Origin of the sequence: Streptomyces sp. NPDC005820, from assembly GCF_040630255.1 — a bacterium.
Lineage (GTDB): Bacteria > Actinomycetota > Actinomycetes > Streptomycetales > Streptomycetaceae > Streptomyces.
Map to the genome: position 1 here is coordinate 1 of NZ_JBEXXE010000022.1, position 19,776 is coordinate 19,776.

The window sequence follows — 19,776 nt, forward strand, 5'->3', positions numbered from 1 at the left end:
GTCATCGTCCTCATGGAACACACCGCCAAGGACGGCACCCCCAAGATCCTCGAGGAGTGCACCCTCCCCCTCACCGGCGAGCGCTGCGTCCACCGGATCATCACCGACCTCGGCGTCCTCGACATCACCCCGGCCGGACTCGCCCTGGTCGAGACCGCGCCGGGCGTCACCGTCGAGCACATCGCCGCCCGCACCGGCGCCCCCCTGCTCACCGGCGCCACCGCGGCCGCCTGCTGAGGCACCGGCGCGTCGAGGTGGGAGGGGGCGGTGTCCGGTCGGGGTGGGAGACGACGTACGTCGGTTCGCTACCCCTTGGCGAGGGCCGCCAGGTCGGCGTGCCGGATGACCGAGCCGCCCGCGCCCCAGGTGCCGTCGGGCTGTTCGTGCACCAGCACCCACACCCGCAGGGCCTGGTCGGCGCCCAGGCCTGCGGCGGCCAGCACCGTCTTCGTCGCCTCCACCAGGAACCGCGGCTCCGGGTCCTCCGCGGTGGTCTGGGCGCCCTCGGGCAGCTCGACCAGGTAGCTCCACGCCTGGGTGCGGAAGAACGCGGTGAGGTCCCGCTGAACGCCCTCGCGGCCGTGCTCGGTCAGCGCACCGGCCGGATCATGGGCATGGCCTCCACGGCGGCGTGCGCGAGGTGGCCCGGCGGCTGACCGAGGGCACCGCGCTGCTGCACGCCGACGGAGTGCGCTTCCCGATCACCGGCCCCGTCCGCTACACCATGACCGCCGCCCAGGCCGTGCGGCTGTGCGGCCTGCTGCGCCCCCGCACCGCCATCCCCGTCCACTACGAGGGCTGGCAGCACTTCCACGAAGGCCGCCACGCCATCGAGCACGAACTCGCCCGGGCACCCGCCGACATCCGCCACCGCTTCCGCTGGCTGCCCACCGGAGCCGCCACCGACATCAGCGTCTGAACGCCTTGGAGAGGGTTTTACCTGACTGTGCCATCATGCGCCCGTGAAAGCCGCCTCCATCCCTTCATCAGGGGAATCTGCCGCCGCAGGTTCCGCCAAGTCCTCCGGTTTCGTGGCCGAGTTCAAGGACGCCGTCACGCTCCGGGCGCTGGGGCTCGTGCTCGGCGGACTGCTCGTCCAGCTCGCGTTCGTCGTGTCCTACGTCGGCGCCTTCCACTCGCCCACACCGCACCGGATCCCCGTTGCGGTGGTGGCTCCGCAGCAGGCGTCCGCGAAGATCGTCGCCCAGCTCAACGCCCTCGACGGCGACCCCGTGAAGGCAACGGCCGTCGCGAGCGCCGCCGCCGCCCGGCAGTCGGTCCTGTCGCGCGAGACCGACGCCGCCTTCCTGTTCGACGCCACGGGAGCCAAGGACACGCTCCTCGTCGCCTCGGCGGGCGGACCGTCGGTGTCGCAGACCGCCACGCAGATCGCCCAGAAGATAGAGGCGGCGGAGAAGCGGCAGGTCACCGTCACCGACATCCGGCCGCCGAACGCCGGTGACGGGCGCGGCATGACGTCCTTCTACCTCGTGCTGGGCTGGGTGATCGGCGGCTACCTCACCGCGACGATCATGGGCATGGCGGCAGGGTCCCGGCCCGCCAACCCGCACCGCACCCTTGTCCGCCTCGCCGTCCTCGTGCCGTACGCGATCGTGTCGGGCATCGCCGGAGCGGTGATCGTGGGGCCGGTGTTCGACGCGCTCGGCGGTCACTTCTGGGCGTTGAGCGGCATCGGCACCCTGGTCGTCCTGGCTGCCGCGACGACCGCGCTCGCTCTGCAGACCTTGCTGGGTCTTCTCGGCACCGGGGTGGTCATCCTGCTCTTCGTGGTGCTGGGCAACCCGAGTTCAGGCGGCGTGTACCCCGCGCCGTTGCTCCCGCCGTTCTGGAGCGCGATCGGGCAGGCCCTGCCGCCGGGCGCCGGCACCACCGTGGTCCGCAACACGGTGTACTTCTCGGGGCACGCCACCGCGTCCGCGTTCTGGGTGCTCGGCGCGTACGCGGTGGGCGGTGCGGTGCTGGCCTGGGCCGCCTCCCGGCGTCACGCACGCCTGCGCGCCGCCGCGGCCGGCACGGAACCCGAGCCGGCACCGGAGCCCACGCCCGTGTCCTGACTCCGCGTATCGCACCCTGCCGAGACGCCACCAGGTGCTACCGACCGCCTCGTTGACAGAACCGGCCCTACTCGTCCCCGCGCGGCGGCTCGGTGGCGTGGAGGCGTCGGTGGGCTGCGACTCTTTCGCGGGTCGCGCATCGGCGGAAACAGTAGCGGCGTTCCGGGCCACTGCCCTGGGTGATGAAGACGTTCTGACAGCCGGGCGATGCACAGATCCTGCCGGGCGGGCGTTGACGGTCCCAGACGAGGACGGTGAGCGCCATGCAGGACGAGGTGAGGAACCACTCGTCCCAGGGGGCGTCGTCGTCGGGGTCGAGGTGAGGATGCCAGGGGGTGCTGCCGCTGTGCGACGTCAGGCGGATCGGTCCGGTGTGTTCCCGTAGGAGGCGGTTGAGCGTGGCGGCGGCGGCGTCGGCGTGCTCGGCGGCGAAGACCTCCCGCAACAGCGCGGCAGCCGCCCGCATCGCGGCGACATCCCGGCCGGTGAGGTCGATGGGGTCGCTCTCCCCGTAGGCGCGGAGCACATCGGCGACGTCGGTCGGGTCAGGGCGGTCGTCGGCGAGGGCGTTGATCAGGGCGGCGGTCCGCCGAGCCGTCGTCAGCACGGAGTGCCGGGTGGACCAGTCGTCGGTGGTGGAGGACACCGGTGGAATGTAACGCATATTGCTGAGTTTTACGTTACCTGCGTAACGTCTCGCCGATGAATACGCGTTACTCACTCCGTTTCCATCTGATCGGAGCGGTGGCAGCTCGTGCCGGGGACGAGATGTCAGGACCGGCGTTGATGCTGGCGGGGTTCGCGTCGGCCGGATCGACCACCGACGCGTCGTCGCTGCTCGCGGGCATCACGATCTCGTCCGCGGTGGGGGGCCCGGTGCTCGGGGCGCTTCTCGACAGAGCAGGCCGGCCGGGGCGCCTGCTGGCGGGCGCCCTCGTCCTGTATGCGACGGGTCTGGGGACGGTTCTCGCGGGGCTCGGCCGGTTGCCGTTCACCGTCACGATCCTGATCGCGGTGCTGACGGGGCTGCTGGGGCCGGCCCTGTCGGGCGGATGGACGGCCCAGCTGCCCCGGGCGGTGCCGGCCGACCAGTTGCCCCGGGCGAACGCGCTCGACGCCATGACCTTCAGCCTGGCGAGTCTGGCCGGTCCGGCTCTCGCCGGCGGCGTGGCGGAGTCTCTGGGAGCCCCGACGGCCGTGGTGGTCTCCGTGGCGCTCATCGCCCTGGCACTGCCTGCCGCGTGGATGCTGCCCGCCCGTTCCGGCCGGGCGCGGGCCACTCGGACCACCTCCGTGATCAGCGACCTCACTGCCGGAATGCGGGTCGTCGTCGAGAGACCGCCCTTGGCCCGAGCGACCCTCACCTCGGTCCTCTCGTGTGCGGCTCAGGGCATGCTGACGGCCTGCATCGCTCTCCTGGGCGAGCGCGTCCTGGGCGGAGCCGGGCGCGGGGCGGTGCTGCTCTCGTGCGCGGCGCTCTCCGCCCTGGCGGCCAACGCCGTCCTCGCAAGGTTTCCGCACTCGGTCACCCCCGACACGATCATCTGGGGCAGTGCCCTCGTTCAGGCTGCCGCGTTGGCGTTGGCCGCGTCGGGGCAACCAGCCCTGCTCATCGTGGCCGTTTTCGTCGCCGGGATCGGTGAAGGCCCCCAACTGGCCGCGTTGTTCGCGGTCCGCCATCGGGAGGCTCCCGAACGCCTGCGCGGCCAGATCTTCACCACCGGCGCCAGCTTGAAGATCACTGGATTCGCCATCGGGGCGGCTGCCGCCGGACCGGTCGCGACCCGGTCCCTTCCAGGCGCGTTGGCGCTCGCCGCGAGCGTGGCGGCCCTCGCGGCACTGGCGTTCTTCGCCGTCCCCCTCCCCCGCAGGGGATCGTGCCCGAGTCGTGCTACGACCCGGGGCCGGTGAAGGACGACCTCTCCTCGGGCGAAGGCAAGTCGCGCTGATACCAGCTGCCCGGCTTGCCGCCGACGTCAGCGGGATCAGCCGGGCCGACCAGGACGAACCCGGCCTTGGCCAGCACCTTCCGGGAAGCGGCATTCTCGTGGGAGGCGGCCGCCCTCAGTGTGCGCAGCCCGTGCCGCGCCGCCGCCAGTCGGCACAGCTCCCGAACGGTCGTGGTCGCCACGCCGCGGCCGGTGACGTGCTGCGCCACCCGGTAGCCGAGTTGCGCGGTGCGTTCCTCGATGTCCACCAGGTTGAACCTGCCGAGTACCGAGCCGTCCTCGGCGACGAGCACGTGGAAAGCGCAGATGCCGGCCTCCTGCTCAGCCAGCAAGGCGTGGTACCTGTCGGTGAACTCGTCGAAGAAGGCGTCGCCGCGGTCGGAGACGGAGGCAGCGAAGTAGGCGCGGTTCGCCAGCTCGAAGGCCAGGACCGCCGGGGCATGACCAGCATGCAGCTGCTTCAGCTCGGGCACGGCCCGACCCTACCGAGACGGCGCGCCGAAGCCACCTGGGTTTCGGACCGCCTCCCGCTCGACGTTCCGCGCACGGTTGATCGTGACCGGCGGAGCGACGCGACGCTCTCCTGTCAGCGGCTGCTCGCGGTGACGACGATGGCGGGCAGGACCGCGAGGGCGAGGAGGCCACCGGTGAGGGCGAGAACGGGGAATCCTGCGGCGGCCACGACGAGGCCGGAGGACAGGCCGCCGGTCGCGCCGGCGATGGCGATGGAGACGTCGACCATGCCCTGGGTCCTCGCACGGGTGGCCAGCGGCACGGCGTCCGTGATCATCGCGGTGCCGGACACGAGACCGAGGTTCCAGCCCAGGCCGAGCAGGGCCAGCGCCAGGGCGAGCAGGGCGACGGAGTCGGCGGGTGCCGCCGCGGCGGTGATTCCGGCGGCCAGGAGGGTGAGGCCGGAAGCGGCGGCGACGACGGTCGGGCCATGACGGTCGACGAGCCGGCCGGTCAGCGGTGAGGGCAGGTACATGGCCGCGACGTGGAGGGCGATGACGAGGCCGGAGGCGGCGGTGCCATGGCCGTGGTCGTGCATGTGCACGGGGGTCATCGTCATGATCGCCACCATGACGAGCTGGGTGAGGATCATCGTCAGCGCGCCCGGTATCAGCCCCGGCCCGCGGGTCTTCGCCCCGGCGGTCCCCCTCTCTCGCTCGAGGTCGAGGCTGCGGGCGAGCAGCAGGGGGTCGGGGCGCAGCCGGACGGCGAGGACGAGGGCGGCCAGCGCGTAGGCGGTACCGGAGAGCAGGAACGGGCCGGCCAACGCGGGGATGCCGAGTGTGGCCGCGAAGGCGCCGGTGGGTGCGGCGAGGTTGGGGCCGACGACGCCGCCGAGGGTGGTGGCGACCAGGACGGTGGAGACGGCGCGGGCGCGGTGCGTGGGAGCGGCGAGGTCTGCACCGGCGTACCGGGCCTGGAGGTTGGTGGCGGTGCCGGCGCCGTAGACGAACAGGGCGATGAAGAGCAGCACGGGGCTGTCCGTGACGGCGGCGGTGATGACGCCCGCGCTGCCGATGGCGCCGGTCAGGTATCCCGCGGCCAGACCCGGCCTGCGGCCCCGGGCCTGGGAGATACGGCCGATGGTGACGGCGGCGAGAGCGGAGCCGGCGGTGAACAGGGCGCTGGGCAGCCCCGCGAGGTCGGTGGCGCCGAGCATGTCCTGCGCGAGCAGGGCGCCGACGGTGATCCCGGCCGCGAGCCCCGCCCCGCTCAGGATCTGGCTGCTGACCAGGGCGGCGAGGACACGGCGCTGGGCCTCGGACCTGGCGACTGCACCGGCGCTGGTGTCCGGGGCGGTGCTTGTCACTGGCGGATTCCCCCTATGGCTGAGAACGTCTACGCCGATCTCTGACTCCGCCTGCACGGTAGGGCGTCCTGATGGATCCCGATAGAGGATCATGGTGAATAGGGCTATAAGGAGCGGCTGTCACCATGCTGTTCGCACGACTCGAGGAGGCTCGTGAAGGCCCTTTCGACGGCGTCGGCGGGGAACAGCCGGGTGACCGTGGTGCGGTCCGGCATCGTGATCGCATAGTGCAGGGCGTCGTCGTGCTCGATCAGTGTCACGGCGGGGGCCAGGTGTCCGTCCCCGCGGCACCGGAGGATTCGGGGCGTGAGCCCCTCCCGCTCGCCCCACGCCTCCGCGAGCACCGAGAGCTGGGCGCGGACCGGTGACGAGCAGGTCCAGTCCGGCCTCCTGCTCGCCGATCTCCCAGCAGTCGACGAACCCCTGTGCCTCGGCCGGGGGCAGCAGGGCGGCGAGCCGGTGCCAGGTGTCGACGTCATCGGTCATCCGGCAGAGGCTACCTGCCGGGGATGGCGTCCAGGCACAGGCGGCCGACGGGCATCGTCCGGATCCGCCGCGACGAGCCACGGGTTGCCGCCGGTGCCGGGATGGACGGCGGAGTGCGGGAAGCCGCTGGACTGGATCTGCAACTGGAGGCGGTAGGCGTTGTCGTCCAGGGCCAGGGTCAGGGTGTCCCCCGCTCGCCCGGACAGGACGGCTCGATCCCAGGAGATCGGGCGGGTGGTGCCGTCGGGGTACACGTCCTGGAGTTTGGCGAAGAGGTGCGCGCCGTGAGGAGCTCGGCGGCGGGTGCTCCTGTGAGGACTGCCAGCCGACGTGGCCGACGTGCCAGCGGGCGCGCGGACGGGGGTGGCCGGGTTGGCGCCAGTCGCGCAGTCCGAGGGGGGCGAGGCCGGGGTCGTACCAGTTCTGCCAGTGCAGGATCGGAAGGGACGTGGTGTGGTACGGGTGCCGGTCGCCGTAGGGGTTGTACCAGCCTTGGTCTGCGGAGCGCTGCAGCATCTGGGTGGCCGCGCGGCACTCGCAGATCCGTGCAGCGCCCGCGTCACCGACCACCCTGACCAAGCCACTCCTGCGGGCCCTCGCGGCAGGCACCGGCACACCGCCCACGCCGCGTCGGTCAGGTCTCAGTGCCCGTATCCGGCCGCCGCCTCGCTGAGGCTCTTCCCCTTCGTCTCGGGGGCCAGTGCCTGGGAGAGCGCGGCGCCCGCGAGGGCGACTCCGGCGGCGATCAGCATCGTCGGTCCGGTCCCCAGGTGGGTCATCGACCAGGGCAGCAGGAAGGTGCCGAGGCCGGCCCCGACCCGGCTGACAGCGGCCGCGAATCCTGTTCCGATCCCCCGGATCTCGGTCGGGAAGACCTCGCCCGGGTAGACACCCGTCAACGTGTTGTACATCGCGTTGACGAACGAGAAGGCCAGGAACAGGGCCAGCACCACCATCGACGGTGCGCCCGCCCACAGCCCGATGATCGCCAGGATCGCGGCACACAGCCATTGCGGGGGCACGGTCAGCGGGCGGCGGCCGACCTTGTCGATCAGCAGAACCGTGATCACCACCCCGGCGACGGCGACGACGGAGAGCGCGACGCCGCCGGCGAGCCCCCCGCCGAGGCCGTAGCTCTTCAGCACACTGTCGGCGAAGGTGGCGATGGCGAAATAGGGGGCGACGGCGCAGAACCAGAACAGCGAGACGAACACGGTCGCCCGCCAGTACTGCGCCGAGAACAGCATCCCGAAGGTCCCCGGCCGCGCGTCCTCGTGCTCGACGTCGGCCATGTCGGCTTCGCTCTCCAGGTAGTCGTGGGCGATGTGCCTGGCCTCCTCCCTGCGGCCCGCGTTCCACAGCCAGCGCGGCGACTCGGGCAGGCCGATCCGGCTGATGAGCAGGATCACCGCGATCAGGGTGCTCGTGCCCAGCACGGTCCGCCAGTCGAGGTCGGTGTACTCGATCAGGAGGTGGCCGACGAGGAACGCGACCATGAACCCGACGTACCAGGCGATCAGGGTCAGCCCGAGCATGCGTCCCCGCAGCCGGGCGGGGGAGAACTCGGACATCAGCGGCCAGCCGACGGAGTACTCGGCGCCGATCGCGATGCCCATCAGCAGGCGCACCGCCACGAGCTGCGTGGGCGAGTCGACGACGAACTGCAGGGCCGAGCCGATCACGAAGATCGCCATGTCCGCCATGAACAGCGGCTTACGGCCGTACCTGTCGGCGAGGTGACCGCCGAGCGGCGAGCCGATCAGGATGCCGAGCAGCGCGGCCGCCACGGCGAGGCCCTCCTGGAGCGAGGACAGACCGAGGTCTTCGGTCATCGTGGCGCTCACCGGTCCGATGATCCCGAGGATGTAGCCGTCCAGGAACATCCCTCCGATCAGGACCGCGGACAGCCTGATCAAGAAGCGTCGCTTGGCCTGCGCGGGGATTTCCGCCCTTGCGGCCTCTCGGTCATGCACATGCGTTGTCATCCGATCTCCTCACCGAACTCCTGCACGTCGGATGTGCTCGGAAGCATGTGAGCAGGTCAGAAAGGCGTCAAGAGATGTCCACTGGGTGAGTCAGAAGACGGTTTGCACCCTGTGGGCCGAATCCGCCGAATGACGTCAGGAACGCTGTCAGGCGTCGCGCCGGCGCAGCAGTGTGCCGCCGACGAGGAGCGCGCCCGCCGCCCACAGGGCGAGTACGCCGAGGCCCGCCCACGGTCCGATGGGGAGGTTTCGCAGGTCCGTCGTCGCCTGGACGGCCAGCCCCGCGGGCATCGGGCCGATCTGCGCGAGGTGCCGGCGCAGCTGGGGGTCGGTGACCATGTGGCCGAGGAGGGGGAAGAGGTACAGCAACCCGAGCACCACGCCCGTCGCCACCGCCGCGTCCCGGACCGCCGCGGCGATGCCGAGGGCCAGCAGGGCGACCAGGACCAGGTAGAGCACCGAGCCCGCGACGGCTCGCAGGGTGGGGCCGTCGGTGAGGGAGAGGGCGGCGTGGCCGTGGGCAGGTGTGAAGCCGTTGCCCGGCAGCAGGAGGCGTCCGGCCAGGACGGACGTGAGGACGGCGGGTATCGCCGCGGCGCCCACCGCCGCGCTCACGACGGCGGCCTTGGCGGCCAGGACGGTGGTGCGCCGCGGTACCGCCGCGAGCGTGGTGTGGATCAGGCCGGTGCCGTACTCCTGTCCGACGGCCAGCACGGCCACGATCGCGGCGATCGTCTGGGCCGGCGTCACACCCGTCAGGCTGAGCCTGACCTGGTCCTGGCCGCAGTCGGCCGCCGGACAGCGGGCCGTCGCGGCCACCGCCGCGCTCACGGACACGGTCACGGCGGCGAGGCCCAGCAGCAGCCACGCGTGTCCCGGGTCGGTGCGCAGTTTGGTCCACTCGGCGTGGACCGCTCGGCGCAGAACGGTGGTGGTCCTCATACGTCCCTCCGGCGCAGGAGGAGGGCGGCGGCCGCCAGGGCGAGGACGGTCCAGCCGGCGAGGACCGCGTAGCCCGTCCAGGGGCCGAGGGGGAAGTAGCCGAAGGGCGGCGTGTAGACGCTCAGCACATGGCGGTGGTGCGGCAGCGTCTGCTGGACGGCGAAACCCGCCGCCGGGGTGACGCGGAGCAGCCACCGGGCGGGAGTCGGGGGCAGCGCGCCGCTGATCGAGAGGAGGTAGGGGAGTACCGTCGTGACGACGACGGCGGTGATCGCCGGGGCGCTGCGCCGCAGCAGCGTGCCGAACGCCAGCGCGAGCGCGGCGGCGGTGGCCAGCAGGAGTCCGGTGCCGAGAACCGCGCGCAGTTCCACGGTGTGCGGCACGGTGAACACCACGAAGTGGGTGGCGTGGGCGCGTTGCCGGCCGAGCGGGACGCTGATCGCGGCGGCCGGCAGTCCGACCCCGAAGGCGACGGCCGCGACCACGGCGGTCTTGGCGGCCAGCAGCCGTCCGCGTCGGGGTGTCGCGGCGAGCGTGGTGCCGATCAGCCCGCGCCGGTACTCGCCGGTGACGAACTGCACGGCCACGACGGTCAGGACGATCAGCGCGGCGAACGTACCGACGAGGAAGTTCTCGACGGTGTAGGCGGGTCCGAGGGACGGCCCGCCGACGACGGGGGCGATGTCCCCGGCGCCCGTGACGGTGAAGCCGTGGCCGGTCCGTGTCCAGCCGCCCCTGGTGTCGTCGGCGTAACTGCCGGACGTGCCCGCGTCGCCGCCCAGTTGCCCGCCCCGCCAGCCCTGGTCCGGGTCGACGCCGGTCCAGGATCCGCCGAGTGTCACCGGGCCGAACGCCCCGGTGGCGACGGCGGGGCGCGAACCCCCCAGGGAGCCGGACGTCTGCACGGCTGCCGGGGAGGCGGTGAACAGGCCCACCTGTACGGTGCCGGCCAGGCCGTCCAGGTGCGCCCGGCCGACCTCGTTCCAGTGCACGCCGTCCGTCGAGTCGTAGCCGGTGAGTGTGGACCCGGCGCGGACGAGCCGCAGCCAGCGCGGCGAGGCCGCCGAGGGACGGCCGGGCAGACCGGCGCGGTCGTGGGTGAAGTCGTGCTGCATCCGTACGCCGTGCGCGCCGGTGACCATCAACGCGGCGTAGGACGAGCCTTGTTCGAGGCTCTGCTTGACGATGATCCCGGTCTTGGCCCACGGGGTGACCCCGGGCACGGTCCGTCCCGGTTCGCGGGCCAGTACGCCCGTCAGGCCGAGCACCGGCACGGTGAGGGCGCCGTCTCCGGCCAGGGCCCGGTGCAAGAAGAAGAAGTTGTCGTTGACCGCCTCGCCCGCGGAGCCGATCGGCAGCGCGGCGACGTCCTGGCCGGGCCCGTTCGAGGCGGTCGTCCCGGCCAGCAGGAGCAGGACGAAGACCGGGACCGCGGCGGCCGTGGCGAGGACCCAGCCGCGTACGGTGCGGAACTTGGTCCACTCCGCGCGCAGGACTCGCAGCCGCCTCATCGCGTGGCCTCCCCGGCACCCGTGCCGCGGTACTGCACGTCGTCGCGGGTGAGTTCCAGGTACGCCTCCTCCAGACTGACGCGGTGCGTGGCCAGTTCGGCGAACGGGATCGTCTCCGCGGTCAGCACGGTCACGATGTCCTCGCCGGTCAGCCCGCTCACCTCGAGCGTGTCCGCGCCCGCGACCCGGACGACCGCGTCGGCCCGGACCAGCGCCGCCCCCGCCGCGACGGGCTCGGAGGTGCGCAGCGTGACCCGGCCCGCGGACAGTCGGGCGAGCAACTCCCGCACGCCCGTGTCGGCGACCACCCGGCCGCGGCCGACGACGACGAGATGGTCCGCGACGTCCTGGAGCTCGCTCATCAGATGGCTGGACACCAGCACCGTACGGCCCTGTGCCGCGAGCGAGGTCAGCAGACCGCGGATCCACCGGATCCCTTCGGGGTCCAGTCCGTTGAACGGCTCGTCCAGCATCAGCGCGGGCGGATCCCCGAGGAGCGCCGCCGCGATGCCGAGCCGCTGTCGCATGCCGAGCGAGAAGCCGCCCGTCCGGCGCCGCGCCGCCTCGGCGAGCCCCACCCGTTGGAGGACCTGGTCCACCCGGCCGGCCGGGAGCCCCTGGGAACGGGCCAGCCACAGCAGGTGGTTGCGGGCGGTCCGGCCGGGCTGCAGCGCACCGGCGTCCAGCAGTGAGCCGAGATGGCACAGCGGACTGCCCAGCGTCCGGTACGGCCGTCCCCCGACCAGCGCCGTCCCCCGGTCGGGCCGGTCCAGGCCCAGGACCACCCGCAAGGTGGTGGATTTGCCCGCGCCGTTCGGACCCACGAACCCGGTCACCCGCCCGGGCCGGACGGTGAAGGTCATGCCGTCGAGGGCCTGGGTCGCGCCGAAGCGTTTGCGCAGGCCCTCGACCTCGATCCGGTGATCGTCCGTCATGTTCGCCGTTCCGCCTCTCGCTCGTACCGCTCCGGAGGCGACCACGCTGCGCCGGGGGCCGTAACGCGGGCGGAACGGCCGCTGTCATGCCGTTGTTAGGCCGGCTCGCCTAGCCTGAGGCGGGCAGTGGGGAAGAAGGGAGACCGATGGCAGCGGAACTGGGGCTTCCGGTACGGGCGGCGCAACGCCGCGGTATCCGCTGGCGTTTCACCACCTTGTACGCCGGACTGTTCCTGGCCTCGGCCGTGGTGTTGCTGACCGTGGTCGGCCTGGTGGCCGGCGGTAGCCACCAGGCGGCCCCCGTGCCGGGCGCCGGGGCGGGCACGCTCCCGTCCGCGGCGCGGGAGCGGATCGCCAGTCTGGAGCACCAGCTCGCCGAGGCGCACAGTCGGCAGGTGGAGCAGCTGCTGCTCGGCTCGGCGGTGGGGCTGGCGGTGACGGGGCTGCTGTCGGTCGGGCTGGGCTGGTTCGCCGCCGGGCGCGTGCTGCGCCCCCTGCGCGCGATGACGGCGGCCACGCGCCGTATCTCCGCCGACAGCCTGCACGAACGTCTCGCCGTCCCCGGCCCGCACGACGAACTCAGGGGCCTCGGCGACACGATCGACGAACTGCTGGAACGTCTGGAGCAGGCGTTCGCCGCGCAGCGGCGCTTCGTCGCCGACGCCTCGCACGAGCTGCGCACTCCGCTCGCGACCATGCGGGCCTCGGTCGACGTGGCGCTCGCCAAACCGGGCCCGGTGCCCGAGCAGACGCGCACCGTGGCGCGCCGCGTCAGGGCCGAGCTGGATCAGGTGGACCGGCTGCTCGACGGATTCCTGATGCTGGCCCGCGCCCAGCACGGAGTGCCCTTGCCCGGCACCGAGCCGGTCTGCCTGGACGCGCTCGTCGCGGCCGCCCTCGCCGAGCGTGCCGCCGCGGCCTCCGGGAAGCAGCTCCGGGTGGACACCGGCCGCGCCGCCGACGGGTCCGGCGCGTGGGTGGGCGGCGACCGGACGCTGTTGCGCCGGATGGTGGACAACCTCGTGGACAACGCGATCGGGCACAACCGGCCCGGCGGCTGGATCCGCGTCGCCACCGGGGTCGAGGACACGGACGTGTGCCTGGTCGTGGAGAACGGAGGGCCGTTGCTGACCGAGGATCAGGTGGCGCAGCTGACCCGCCCGTTCCGCCGGCTCGGCGCCGAGCGGACCGGCGGGGGCGGTGGCGCGGGGGCGGGTCTCGGACTCTCGATCGTCGCGGCGGTCGCCGAGGCGCACGGGGGCACCCTCGCGCTGCGGGCCCGCGCCGAGGGCGGACTGCGGGCCGCGGTCACCCTGTCCCGGGCCGCCGAAGCCGGGGCCGCGCCATGAGGGTGCTCGTGGTGGAGGACGCCCGAGCGCTCGCCGACGTGCTGGTCGAGGGCCTGCGCGACCAGGGGATGGCGGTGGACGTCGCCTACGACGGCCTGGAGGCCGCGGCCAAGCTGGACGCCAACGCGTACGACACGGTCGTCCTGGACCGGGACCTGCCGGGTATCCACGGCGACACGCTGTGCCGGATGGTCACCGACCGGGACGACCGCCCCATGGTGCTGATGCTGACCGCCGCGGACACACCGGCCGATCGCGTCGACGGACTGAGCCTCGGCGCCGACGACTACCTGGTCAAGCCCTTCCACTTCCCCGAACTCGTGCTCCGTCTGCGGTCACTGGTCCGTCGGCGCCCCTACGCCCTGGCCCGCACCCTGCGCGCCGCGGGCATCGCCCTCGACCCCGTGCACCGCACGGCCACCCGGGACGGGCGCCGCCTCGACCTCTCGGTCAAGGAGTTCGAGGTGCTGACCGCCCTCCTGCGGGCCGGCCCCGCCTCGCTGAGCGCGGAGGCGCTGCTGGAACAGGTGTGGGACGAGAACGCCGACCCGTTCACGAACACCGTCGCCGTGACCGTGAGCAGACTCCGCCGCAAGCTCGGCGACCCACCGGTGATCACCACGACCCCCACGATCGGCTACCGGATCGCCGATCCCTAGGGGGTGGGGAGGGCGATGCCGCGGTCGTCCGGGGTGCCGGACGCCTCCCGTACCGCCCGGGCCGCTCGTTCCCCGGCCGCGAGGGCGCCTTCGATATGACCGGCGTGGGCGGTCGCCGTCTCGGTCGACGCCCAGTGCAGTCGGCCGTTCAGCGCGGGCCGACGATAGAGGGGGTGGCCGAAGAGCGAGTGGTCGGCGAGGTGCTGCACGGTGGACGGCGAGGTCCACCGCTCGGTGCTCCAGTTCTGTAGGTGCAGGGCCTCGGGAGCGGCCGCGGCCGGGCCGAAGATCCGCGCGAGCTGGGCGATGACGGCCTGGTCGAAGCCCGGGCGCACGGTGCGCGCGTGCGCGAAGCCGAAGAGCGCGGCGGGCCGGCCGCCCGGCCCCGACATGTCGTGGATCTCCTGGAGCGGCCCAGTCCTGCTGACCGCGGCGCCGGCCAGCCCGTCCTCCCGCCAGAACGCCGCCGGGTAGTGGGCGACGACCTTGGCGACGGCTCCCATCCAGACCGGGGTGGACCGGGCGAGGCGTACGAGGTCGGCGGGAAGGGCGTCGCCGAAGTCGATGCGTTCCAGGGCCAGGGCGGGCGGGAGGGCCAGGATGACGTGCTCGGCGCGCAGGGTCCCGGCCGGGGTGCGCACCGTGAGGCCGTCTCGGCCGTCCGGGTGGACGGCGGTGACGGGCGTGTCCAGTCGTAGGGACTCGGCGGGGAGCGCGGCGGCGAGAGCGGTGGCGATGCTCTGGGAGCCGGCGGCGAAACGGTGGGAGGGGCCGTCGATCAGGTTGCCGGTCAGACGGCGGGTGCCGGTGGTCTCCTGCAGGAGGGTGTCGCCGGCGAGGTGCTGGGCGAAGGTCTCGATGCCGCCGCGTGCGGCCAGGCTCCGCACGCGGTCCTCGCCGTCCCAGAACCAGGTGGCTCCGAGGTCGAGGGCCCGGTCGGGGTGTGCGGTGGGGACGGAGAGCAGGCGTCCGCCGACGCGGTCGCGGGCCTCCAGGCAGACCGTGTCCCGGCCGGCGGCGTGCAGGGCGGTGGCCGCGGCCAGTCCGGAGGCTCCGGCGCCGACCACGATCACGTCGTGGCCGTCCTGGTGGGACATGTGTGGCTTCCTTTTCTGATCGGTCCGAACCCGCGTCGAGGGCTTGGTCACGCGCCGTCGGCGGGGTCCAGGACGATACGGAAGCGAGGCGCTCCCGAGCGCAGTCGGTGCACGGCGTCACCGGCCTGCCGCAGCGGCATGCGCTCGATCATCGGCCGTACGCCGTTGGCGACGGCGAACCGCATCGTCTCCTCCGTCTCGAGCGCGCTGCCGGTGAGATGGCCGGTGACGGTGTGGCCGTTCATGACGAGCCGGGCCGCCGGTACGGTCACCGATCCGGCGTCGACGCCGACGAGCGTCAGCCGGCCGTGCACGCTCAGCCCGGTGAGCAGCTCGTCCACGGGGGCGGTGGCGGAGGCGGTGCAGACGATGAGGTCGGCGCCGCCGAGCTCCTTCAGAGCGGCTCCGGGCGCGTGGGCGTCGCCGTCGATGTAGTGGTGCGCGCCGAGCTCGCGGGCGAGCTTCTCCCGGTCGCCGCCCCGGGCGATGGCGACGGTCTCATGACCGAGCTTCGCCGCGAACTGCACGGCGAGGTGCCCCAGTCCGCCGAGCCCGAACACGGCGACGCGGCCGCCCGCGCGCGTGCCGGCCCTGCGGACGGCGTTGAAGGTCGTCACGCCCGCGCAGCCGAACGGCGCGGCGTCGAACAGGTCGAGTCCGTCGGGGATGCGCGCGAGCGCGTCGGCGGGCACCGTGATGCTCTGGGCCCAGCCGCCCGGGTAGGACAGACCGGGCACCTTCCGTTCGGGGCAGTGGACGACGTCTCCCGCCCGGCAGAAGGCGCAGTGCCCGCAGCTGCCGCCGAACCAGCCGACGGCCACCCGGTCCCCGACCGCCCAGCCCCGGACCCGGTCGCCGATCTCGGCGATCACGCCGGCCACCTCGTGCCCCGGGGTGACCGGGAAGGACGTACCGGCACCGGTGGCGGCGGCCGTTCCGAGGTCGGCGTTGCACACGCCGCTCGCGACGACGGACACCCGGACCTGGTCACCGCTCGGCGACGCCGTCCCGGTCACGGCGGGGTGGACGGGCCCCCGGGGCTCGGTCACGACCATGGCCACGGCACTGTCCGACATGGCGCCTCTTCCTTCCGAACACAACGGTGCACATCACGATGGTGCATATAGCTGGTGGTTATCCTGAATCAGGAGGAGCCCCACCGTAGGCAGAGGCAACCAGGCGCGGTAGGGGACATCACTGAATGGAGCGATAAGCCGTGGCTATGATCGATCGCCTGAATCCCGAAGGGCTCCGGTACGCGCAGGCGGTCGCGGAGACCAAGTCGTTCAGCGCCGCCGCACGCGCCTACGGGGTGACCCAGCCCGCCCTGTCCAACGGCATCGCCAAACTGGAGGAGCGCCTCGGCGACAGGCTCTTCGACCGGTCGCCGCGCGGTGTGACCCAGACCGCCTTCGGCGCCCGGATCCTTCCGCTGATCGAGCGCGCCCTGGCCGCGCTCGACGCCGTGGCGGCGGAGGCCAGGCGGCTGACCGAGCCCGGCGAGCAGAGGATCCGGATGGGCCTCTCGCCGCTGATCGGCTCGCACCTGGTCGCCCGCGCGTTCACCATGGTGCGCGACCTTCCCCTTCCCCGCGACCTCGTGCTGCGCGAGGCGAACATGCAGGACCTGCGCGAGTGCCTGCAGGCCGGGCAGCTCGACATCATCCTGATCCCGGCCGTGGCCGCGATGCCGCGCTTCGAGCACCGGGTCGTCGACGTCGAGCCCATCGTCGTCGTCAGCCCCGACATCACGGAGGCGACCCCGCTCGAGCTCGAAGAGGCCGGCAAGGAGCAGTTCATCCTCGTACCGGACACCTGCGGCCTGACCACCTTCACCACGCAGCTCTTCCAGGCGCACGAGATGCCGCTGCGCACCTATGCGGGAGAAGCCCTCGGCTACCAGGTCCTGGAGGACTGGGCGAAGCTGGGCCTGGGCTCGGCGATGGTTCCGCGCTCCAAACTCACCTCGCCCGAGGTGCCGCACCGTCCGCTGATGAACGAGGGCCGCGAGGTGCAGATCTCCTTCGAGGCGGTCTGGAGCTCCGACTCCCCGCTCGGCACCGACCTGCTCCAGCTCGCCGACAGCCTCGCGGCCGCTCGTCGCTAGCCATACGCACCGCTTATAGCTTGATTCAACGGGATCCCCTACCCGCCCGCCCAAGGAATGCCTAACTTGGCAGGCACGTCGCGGTATCCACCGCACGGCTCAGCCTTTCCGATCAAGTGGGGCATAACCAAGGCGTATCGTGCGATCACCCTGCGGGTGGCCCCGGCCCACCGTGTCGAGGTGCGAATCCACGACACCGTCCGACCCCGCCGACGGTCCGTCCGACACAGGAGCATCCCTTGTCCAGCACCCACCTCGACTTCACCGGGCAGAAGGTCGTCGTCATCGGCGGCACCAGCGGCATGGGGCACGCCGTCGCCCGTCACGTCCTCAACGCCGGCGGCACCGCCGTCGTCACCGGCCGCACACAGGCCGGCGCAGAGGAGGCGGCGGCCGCCCTGTCCGCCCACGGCAAGGCCTTCGGCCTGGCGGCCGACCTCGCCGACCCGGCCGCCGTCGACCGTCTGCGTGTCACCCTCACCGAGGAGCACGCCGACGCCAGCCTCCTCGTCAACGCGGCCGGGGTCTTCGCCCCGAAGACCTTCCTGGAGCACACCGCCGAGGACTACGACCGCTACCAGGCCATCAACCGGGCCTTCTTCTTCCTCACCCAGACCGTCGTCGCCAACATGATCGCCCGCGGCGCCAAGGGATCCCTCGTCAACATCGGCTCCATGTGGGCCCACCAGGCCGTCGCCGCCACACCCTCCTCGGCGTACTCGATGGCCAAGGCCGCACTGCACTCCCTCACCCAGCACCTCGCGATGGAACTCGCCGGCCACGGCATCCGGGTCAACGCGGTCGCCCCCGCCGTCGTACGCACCCCCATCTACGAGGAGTTCATCCCCACGGCGGAGGTCGACTCCGCCCTCGACGGCTTCAACGCCTTCCACCCCCTCGGCCGCACCGGCACCCCCGACGACATCGCCGCCACCGTCGTGTTCCTGCTGTCCCACCGGACCGACTGGGTCACCGGCGCCGTCTGGGACGTCGACGGCGGCGTCATGGCCGGCCGCAACTGACCCGTCTCGGCGACTTCCCCTTCCCCGGCAGGCTCACCTCGCAGAGCTGCCGGGGATCGGGGATCGGTCCGCCCGGGCAGTGGCGCAAGTGGTGCGGTGCTGTCACGATGCGAACGTCGTTCAGGTGCGCGTGGGGTCGGGGGGCGTGGCGAGTGGAGGCGTTGACCGACGACGATCCGCGTCAGCTGGGCGAGTACCGGCTGCTGCTCCGCCTGGGCGAGGGCGGCATGGGGCGCGTGTATCTCGGGCGGTCGCCGGCCGGCCGGACGGTCGCGGTCAAGACGGTGCGCGCGGAGTTGGCCGGCTCCCCCGGGTTCCGGCAGCGATTCGCCCGCGAGGTCCGTGCGTCGCTGGCGGTCCGCGGACCGGGCACCGTGCCGGTGCTGGCCGCCGACCCGGACGCGACCGTGCCCTGGCTGGCCTCCTCCTATGTGGCGGGGCCGCCCCTCCAAGAGGCGGTGGACGGGCACGGTCCGCTGCCCGTACCCGCGTTGTGGCGCCTGCTGTCGGGGCTCGCCGAGGCACTGCGTACGGTGCACGCGTCCGGGCTGGTGCACCGTGACCTCAAGCCGCAGAACGTGCTGCTGTCCCCCGACGGACCGCTGCTGATCGATTTCGGGATCGCCCGCGCCGTCGACGAAACCGCCCTGACAAGAACAGGGTTCATGATCGGTTCGGCCGGCTACATGTCACCCGAGCATGCTCTCGGAAGGGAGGTGAACGGCGCCAGCGATGTCTTCTCGCTCGGGGTGGTCCTGGCGTTCGCTGCCACCGGGCGCAATCCGTTCGGGGTGGGATCGGACCTGGACCTACGGTACCGGGCCGTGCACGAGGAGCCGGACCTGAGCGAGGTGCCGGACGGCCTGCTGGCGGTGGTGCGCGACTGCCTGGCGAAGGAGCCCGGGGACCGGCCCTCCCCGGGGGAACTGCTCGCGTCGGCGGAGGAGCAGGTCGCGGACGCCGCGGACTGGCTCCCTCCCTCTCTCGCGTCGGACATGGCCCGAAGGAGGGAGACGCTCCGCGGTACGGGGCTCGGCGATCGGGCGACCGGGCTGCCCCCGGTCGCCGACCGGCCCACCGCGACAGCGGTCTCGCGCCCGCACGTCCCGACCCGCTCGAGCCCGCCGCCGCCCTGGCAACCGCCGCACACGCCGTCCGTGCCGTCCTCGCCGTCCGTGCCGCCCGTGCCGTCCTCGATGCCGGCGGCGGCAGAGGTCCGGATCGCCCCCTGGGTGCGCAGGCTCGTGCTGGGCCGCCCGCTGTTCAGCCTGGTCGGCCTGGTGCCGATGTGCGCCCTGTTGGTCACGGGATCCGACCTCAAGGCGCAGGCTCGTGAGCACCCGACGACGGAAGAGCAGGGCGCCTGGTGGACGAGTCTGCATCACTGGGCGATGGACGACGACGGGTGGCGGGTGCCGTTGACGGTGCTCCTCCTCGTCGCCCTCGTGGCGCTGCAGTACCTCCGTCCACGCCTGGAGCGCTGTCCCCCGACGGTCACCCGGGTCTGGGCCACGGCCACCGGAGCGTTCTGGCTCCTGTGGTCGGCCATGGTGCCGCTGACCCTGTTCTGGGTCATGGGGGTGGCCGACGGCGCCGAGGAGAAGCTGGTGAGCGAAGGGCTCCGTGACCTCGTCTACGGCACATGGTGGATGCTGTCGGCCAACGTCCTCGCGGTGCCCTTCACCGCGGTGGCGGGCGTGATGCGCCTGATGCGCGGCCCCCTGGACCAAGTTGTCGCCGGGCCGCCCGCGGGTGAAGCGAGGGTTTCGCGCGGTTGAACCTTTGCGCCCGAGCGAAGTCGGGGCGGCGACGGCGGAACCGCGTACGGCGGCCGGAC

General features: G+C 72.7%; 21 protein-coding genes. 9 read left to right on the forward strand and 12 right to left on the reverse strand.

The genetic code is table 11. From position 1 onward, the window contains the following. A partial coding sequence (locus ABZ464_RS26145; protein ID WP_359280278.1) for a CoA-transferase occupies positions 1-237 on the forward strand: 237 nt, incomplete at its 5' end. A gap of 68 nt (positions 238-305) precedes the next feature. Here ABZ464_RS26145 and ABZ464_RS26150 read toward each other — a convergent pair. Then, entirely contained in the window at positions 306-593 is a 288-nt protein-coding gene (locus ABZ464_RS26150; protein WP_359280481.1) for a hypothetical protein, read from the reverse strand. Positions 594-631: 38 nt separating this feature from the next. Between ABZ464_RS26150 and ABZ464_RS26155 the strand changes: the two genes are divergently transcribed. After that, positions 632-919 carry a hypothetical protein gene (locus ABZ464_RS26155; protein WP_359280280.1) on the forward strand — a complete coding sequence of 96 codons (288 nt, stop codon included), beginning with the start codon at positions 632-634 and terminating at the stop codon, positions 917-919. A 58-nt stretch (positions 920-977) separates the two neighbouring features. Further along, complete coding sequence (locus tag ABZ464_RS26160) at positions 978-2,075, forward strand: DUF3533 domain-containing protein (RefSeq protein WP_359280482.1); 1,098 nt, start codon at positions 978-980, stop codon at positions 2,073-2,075. A 67-nt stretch (positions 2,076-2,142) separates the two neighbouring features. On the opposite strand, the gene ABZ464_RS26165 is transcribed toward ABZ464_RS26160, so the two are convergent. Next, the gene (locus tag ABZ464_RS26165) at positions 2,143-2,739 is read right to left on the reverse strand and encodes a CGNR zinc finger domain-containing protein (RefSeq protein WP_359280281.1); all 597 of its coding nucleotides are present in this window, start codon (positions 2,737-2,739) and stop codon (positions 2,143-2,145) included. 38 nt (positions 2,740-2,777) lie between these two features. On the opposite strand from ABZ464_RS26165, the gene ABZ464_RS26170 reads away from it, so the two are divergent. Beyond that, on the forward strand, positions 2,778-3,986 hold the full coding sequence (locus tag ABZ464_RS26170) for an MFS transporter (RefSeq protein WP_359280283.1): 1,209 nt from the start codon (positions 2,778-2,780) through the stop codon (positions 3,984-3,986). Here ABZ464_RS26170 and ABZ464_RS26175 read toward each other — a convergent pair. From ABZ464_RS26175 to ABZ464_RS26210, 8 genes are all read right to left on the reverse strand, one after another. Beyond that, complete coding sequence (locus ABZ464_RS26175) at positions 3,967-4,497, reverse strand: GNAT family N-acetyltransferase (protein ID WP_359280284.1); 531 nt, start codon at positions 4,495-4,497, stop codon at positions 3,967-3,969. The genes ABZ464_RS26170 and ABZ464_RS26175 overlap by 20 nt on opposite strands. Before the next feature lie 113 nt (positions 4,498-4,610). Beyond that, complete coding sequence (locus ABZ464_RS26180) at positions 4,611-5,846, reverse strand: MFS transporter (RefSeq protein ID WP_359280285.1); 1,236 nt, start codon at positions 5,844-5,846, stop codon at positions 4,611-4,613. 104 nt (positions 5,847-5,950) lie between these two features. Next, on the reverse strand, positions 5,951-6,106 hold the full coding sequence (locus tag ABZ464_RS26185; RefSeq protein WP_359280287.1) for a hypothetical protein: 156 nt from the start codon (positions 6,104-6,106) through the stop codon (positions 5,951-5,953). 222 nt (positions 6,107-6,328) lie between these two features. Further along, positions 6,329-6,586: a hypothetical protein gene (locus ABZ464_RS26190; RefSeq protein WP_359280288.1), complete on the reverse strand. Its 258-nt coding sequence runs from the start codon at positions 6,584-6,586 to the stop codon at positions 6,329-6,331. 387 nt (positions 6,587-6,973) lie between these two features. Next, the gene (locus ABZ464_RS26195; RefSeq protein ID WP_359280290.1) at positions 6,974-8,317 is read right to left on the reverse strand and encodes an MFS transporter; all 1,344 of its coding nucleotides are present in this window, start codon (positions 8,315-8,317) and stop codon (positions 6,974-6,976) included. A gap of 147 nt (positions 8,318-8,464) precedes the next feature. Beyond that, positions 8,465-9,259, reverse strand: coding sequence for an ABC transporter permease (locus ABZ464_RS26200; RefSeq protein WP_359280291.1), 795 nt, complete (start codon positions 9,257-9,259; stop codon positions 8,465-8,467). Further along, on the reverse strand, positions 9,256-10,770 hold the full coding sequence (locus ABZ464_RS26205; RefSeq protein ID WP_359280292.1) for an ABC transporter permease subunit: 1,515 nt from the start codon (positions 10,768-10,770) through the stop codon (positions 9,256-9,258). The genes ABZ464_RS26200 and ABZ464_RS26205 overlap by 4 nt, the downstream gene beginning before the upstream one ends. Then, the gene (locus ABZ464_RS26210; RefSeq protein ID WP_359280293.1) at positions 10,767-11,705 is read right to left on the reverse strand and encodes an ATP-binding cassette domain-containing protein; all 939 of its coding nucleotides are present in this window, start codon (positions 11,703-11,705) and stop codon (positions 10,767-10,769) included. Before ABZ464_RS26210 ends, ABZ464_RS26205 begins: the two co-directional genes overlap by 4 nt. 146 nt (positions 11,706-11,851) lie before the next feature. Here ABZ464_RS26210 and ABZ464_RS26215 point away from each other — a divergent pair, with 146 nt between their 5' ends. After that, a complete protein-coding gene (locus tag ABZ464_RS26215) occupies positions 11,852-13,054 on the forward strand; it encodes a HAMP domain-containing sensor histidine kinase (protein ID WP_359280295.1) in 1,203 nt (400 codons plus the stop codon). Beyond that, positions 13,051-13,713, forward strand: a complete 663-nt coding sequence (locus ABZ464_RS26220) for a response regulator transcription factor (protein ID WP_359280296.1) — start codon at positions 13,051-13,053, stop codon at positions 13,711-13,713. Before ABZ464_RS26215 ends, ABZ464_RS26220 begins: the two co-directional genes overlap by 4 nt. Here ABZ464_RS26220 and ABZ464_RS26225 read toward each other — a convergent pair. Continuing rightward, a complete protein-coding gene (locus ABZ464_RS26225) occupies positions 13,710-14,810 on the reverse strand; it encodes an FAD-dependent oxidoreductase (RefSeq protein ID WP_359280298.1) in 1,101 nt (366 codons plus the stop codon). The genes ABZ464_RS26220 and ABZ464_RS26225 overlap by 4 nt on opposite strands. A gap of 47 nt (positions 14,811-14,857) precedes the next feature. Further along, positions 14,858-15,886, reverse strand: a complete 1,029-nt coding sequence (locus ABZ464_RS26230; RefSeq protein WP_359280300.1) for an alcohol dehydrogenase catalytic domain-containing protein — start codon at positions 15,884-15,886, stop codon at positions 14,858-14,860. 146 nt (positions 15,887-16,032) lie between these two features. Between ABZ464_RS26230 and ABZ464_RS26235 the strand changes: the two genes are divergently transcribed. From ABZ464_RS26235 to ABZ464_RS26245, 3 genes are all read left to right on the forward strand, one after another. Further along, the gene (locus ABZ464_RS26235; protein ID WP_359280484.1) at positions 16,033-16,917 is read left to right on the forward strand and encodes a LysR family transcriptional regulator; all 885 of its coding nucleotides are present in this window, start codon (positions 16,033-16,035) and stop codon (positions 16,915-16,917) included. Between the two features lie 239 nt (positions 16,918-17,156). After that, positions 17,157-17,939: an SDR family oxidoreductase gene (locus ABZ464_RS26240; RefSeq protein ID WP_359280301.1), complete on the forward strand. Its 783-nt coding sequence runs from the start codon at positions 17,157-17,159 to the stop codon at positions 17,937-17,939. A 161-nt stretch (positions 17,940-18,100) separates the two neighbouring features. Continuing rightward, positions 18,101-19,717, forward strand: coding sequence for a serine/threonine-protein kinase (locus ABZ464_RS26245; protein WP_359280303.1), 1,617 nt, complete (start codon positions 18,101-18,103; stop codon positions 19,715-19,717). Positions 19,718-19,776 lie beyond the last annotated feature (59 nt).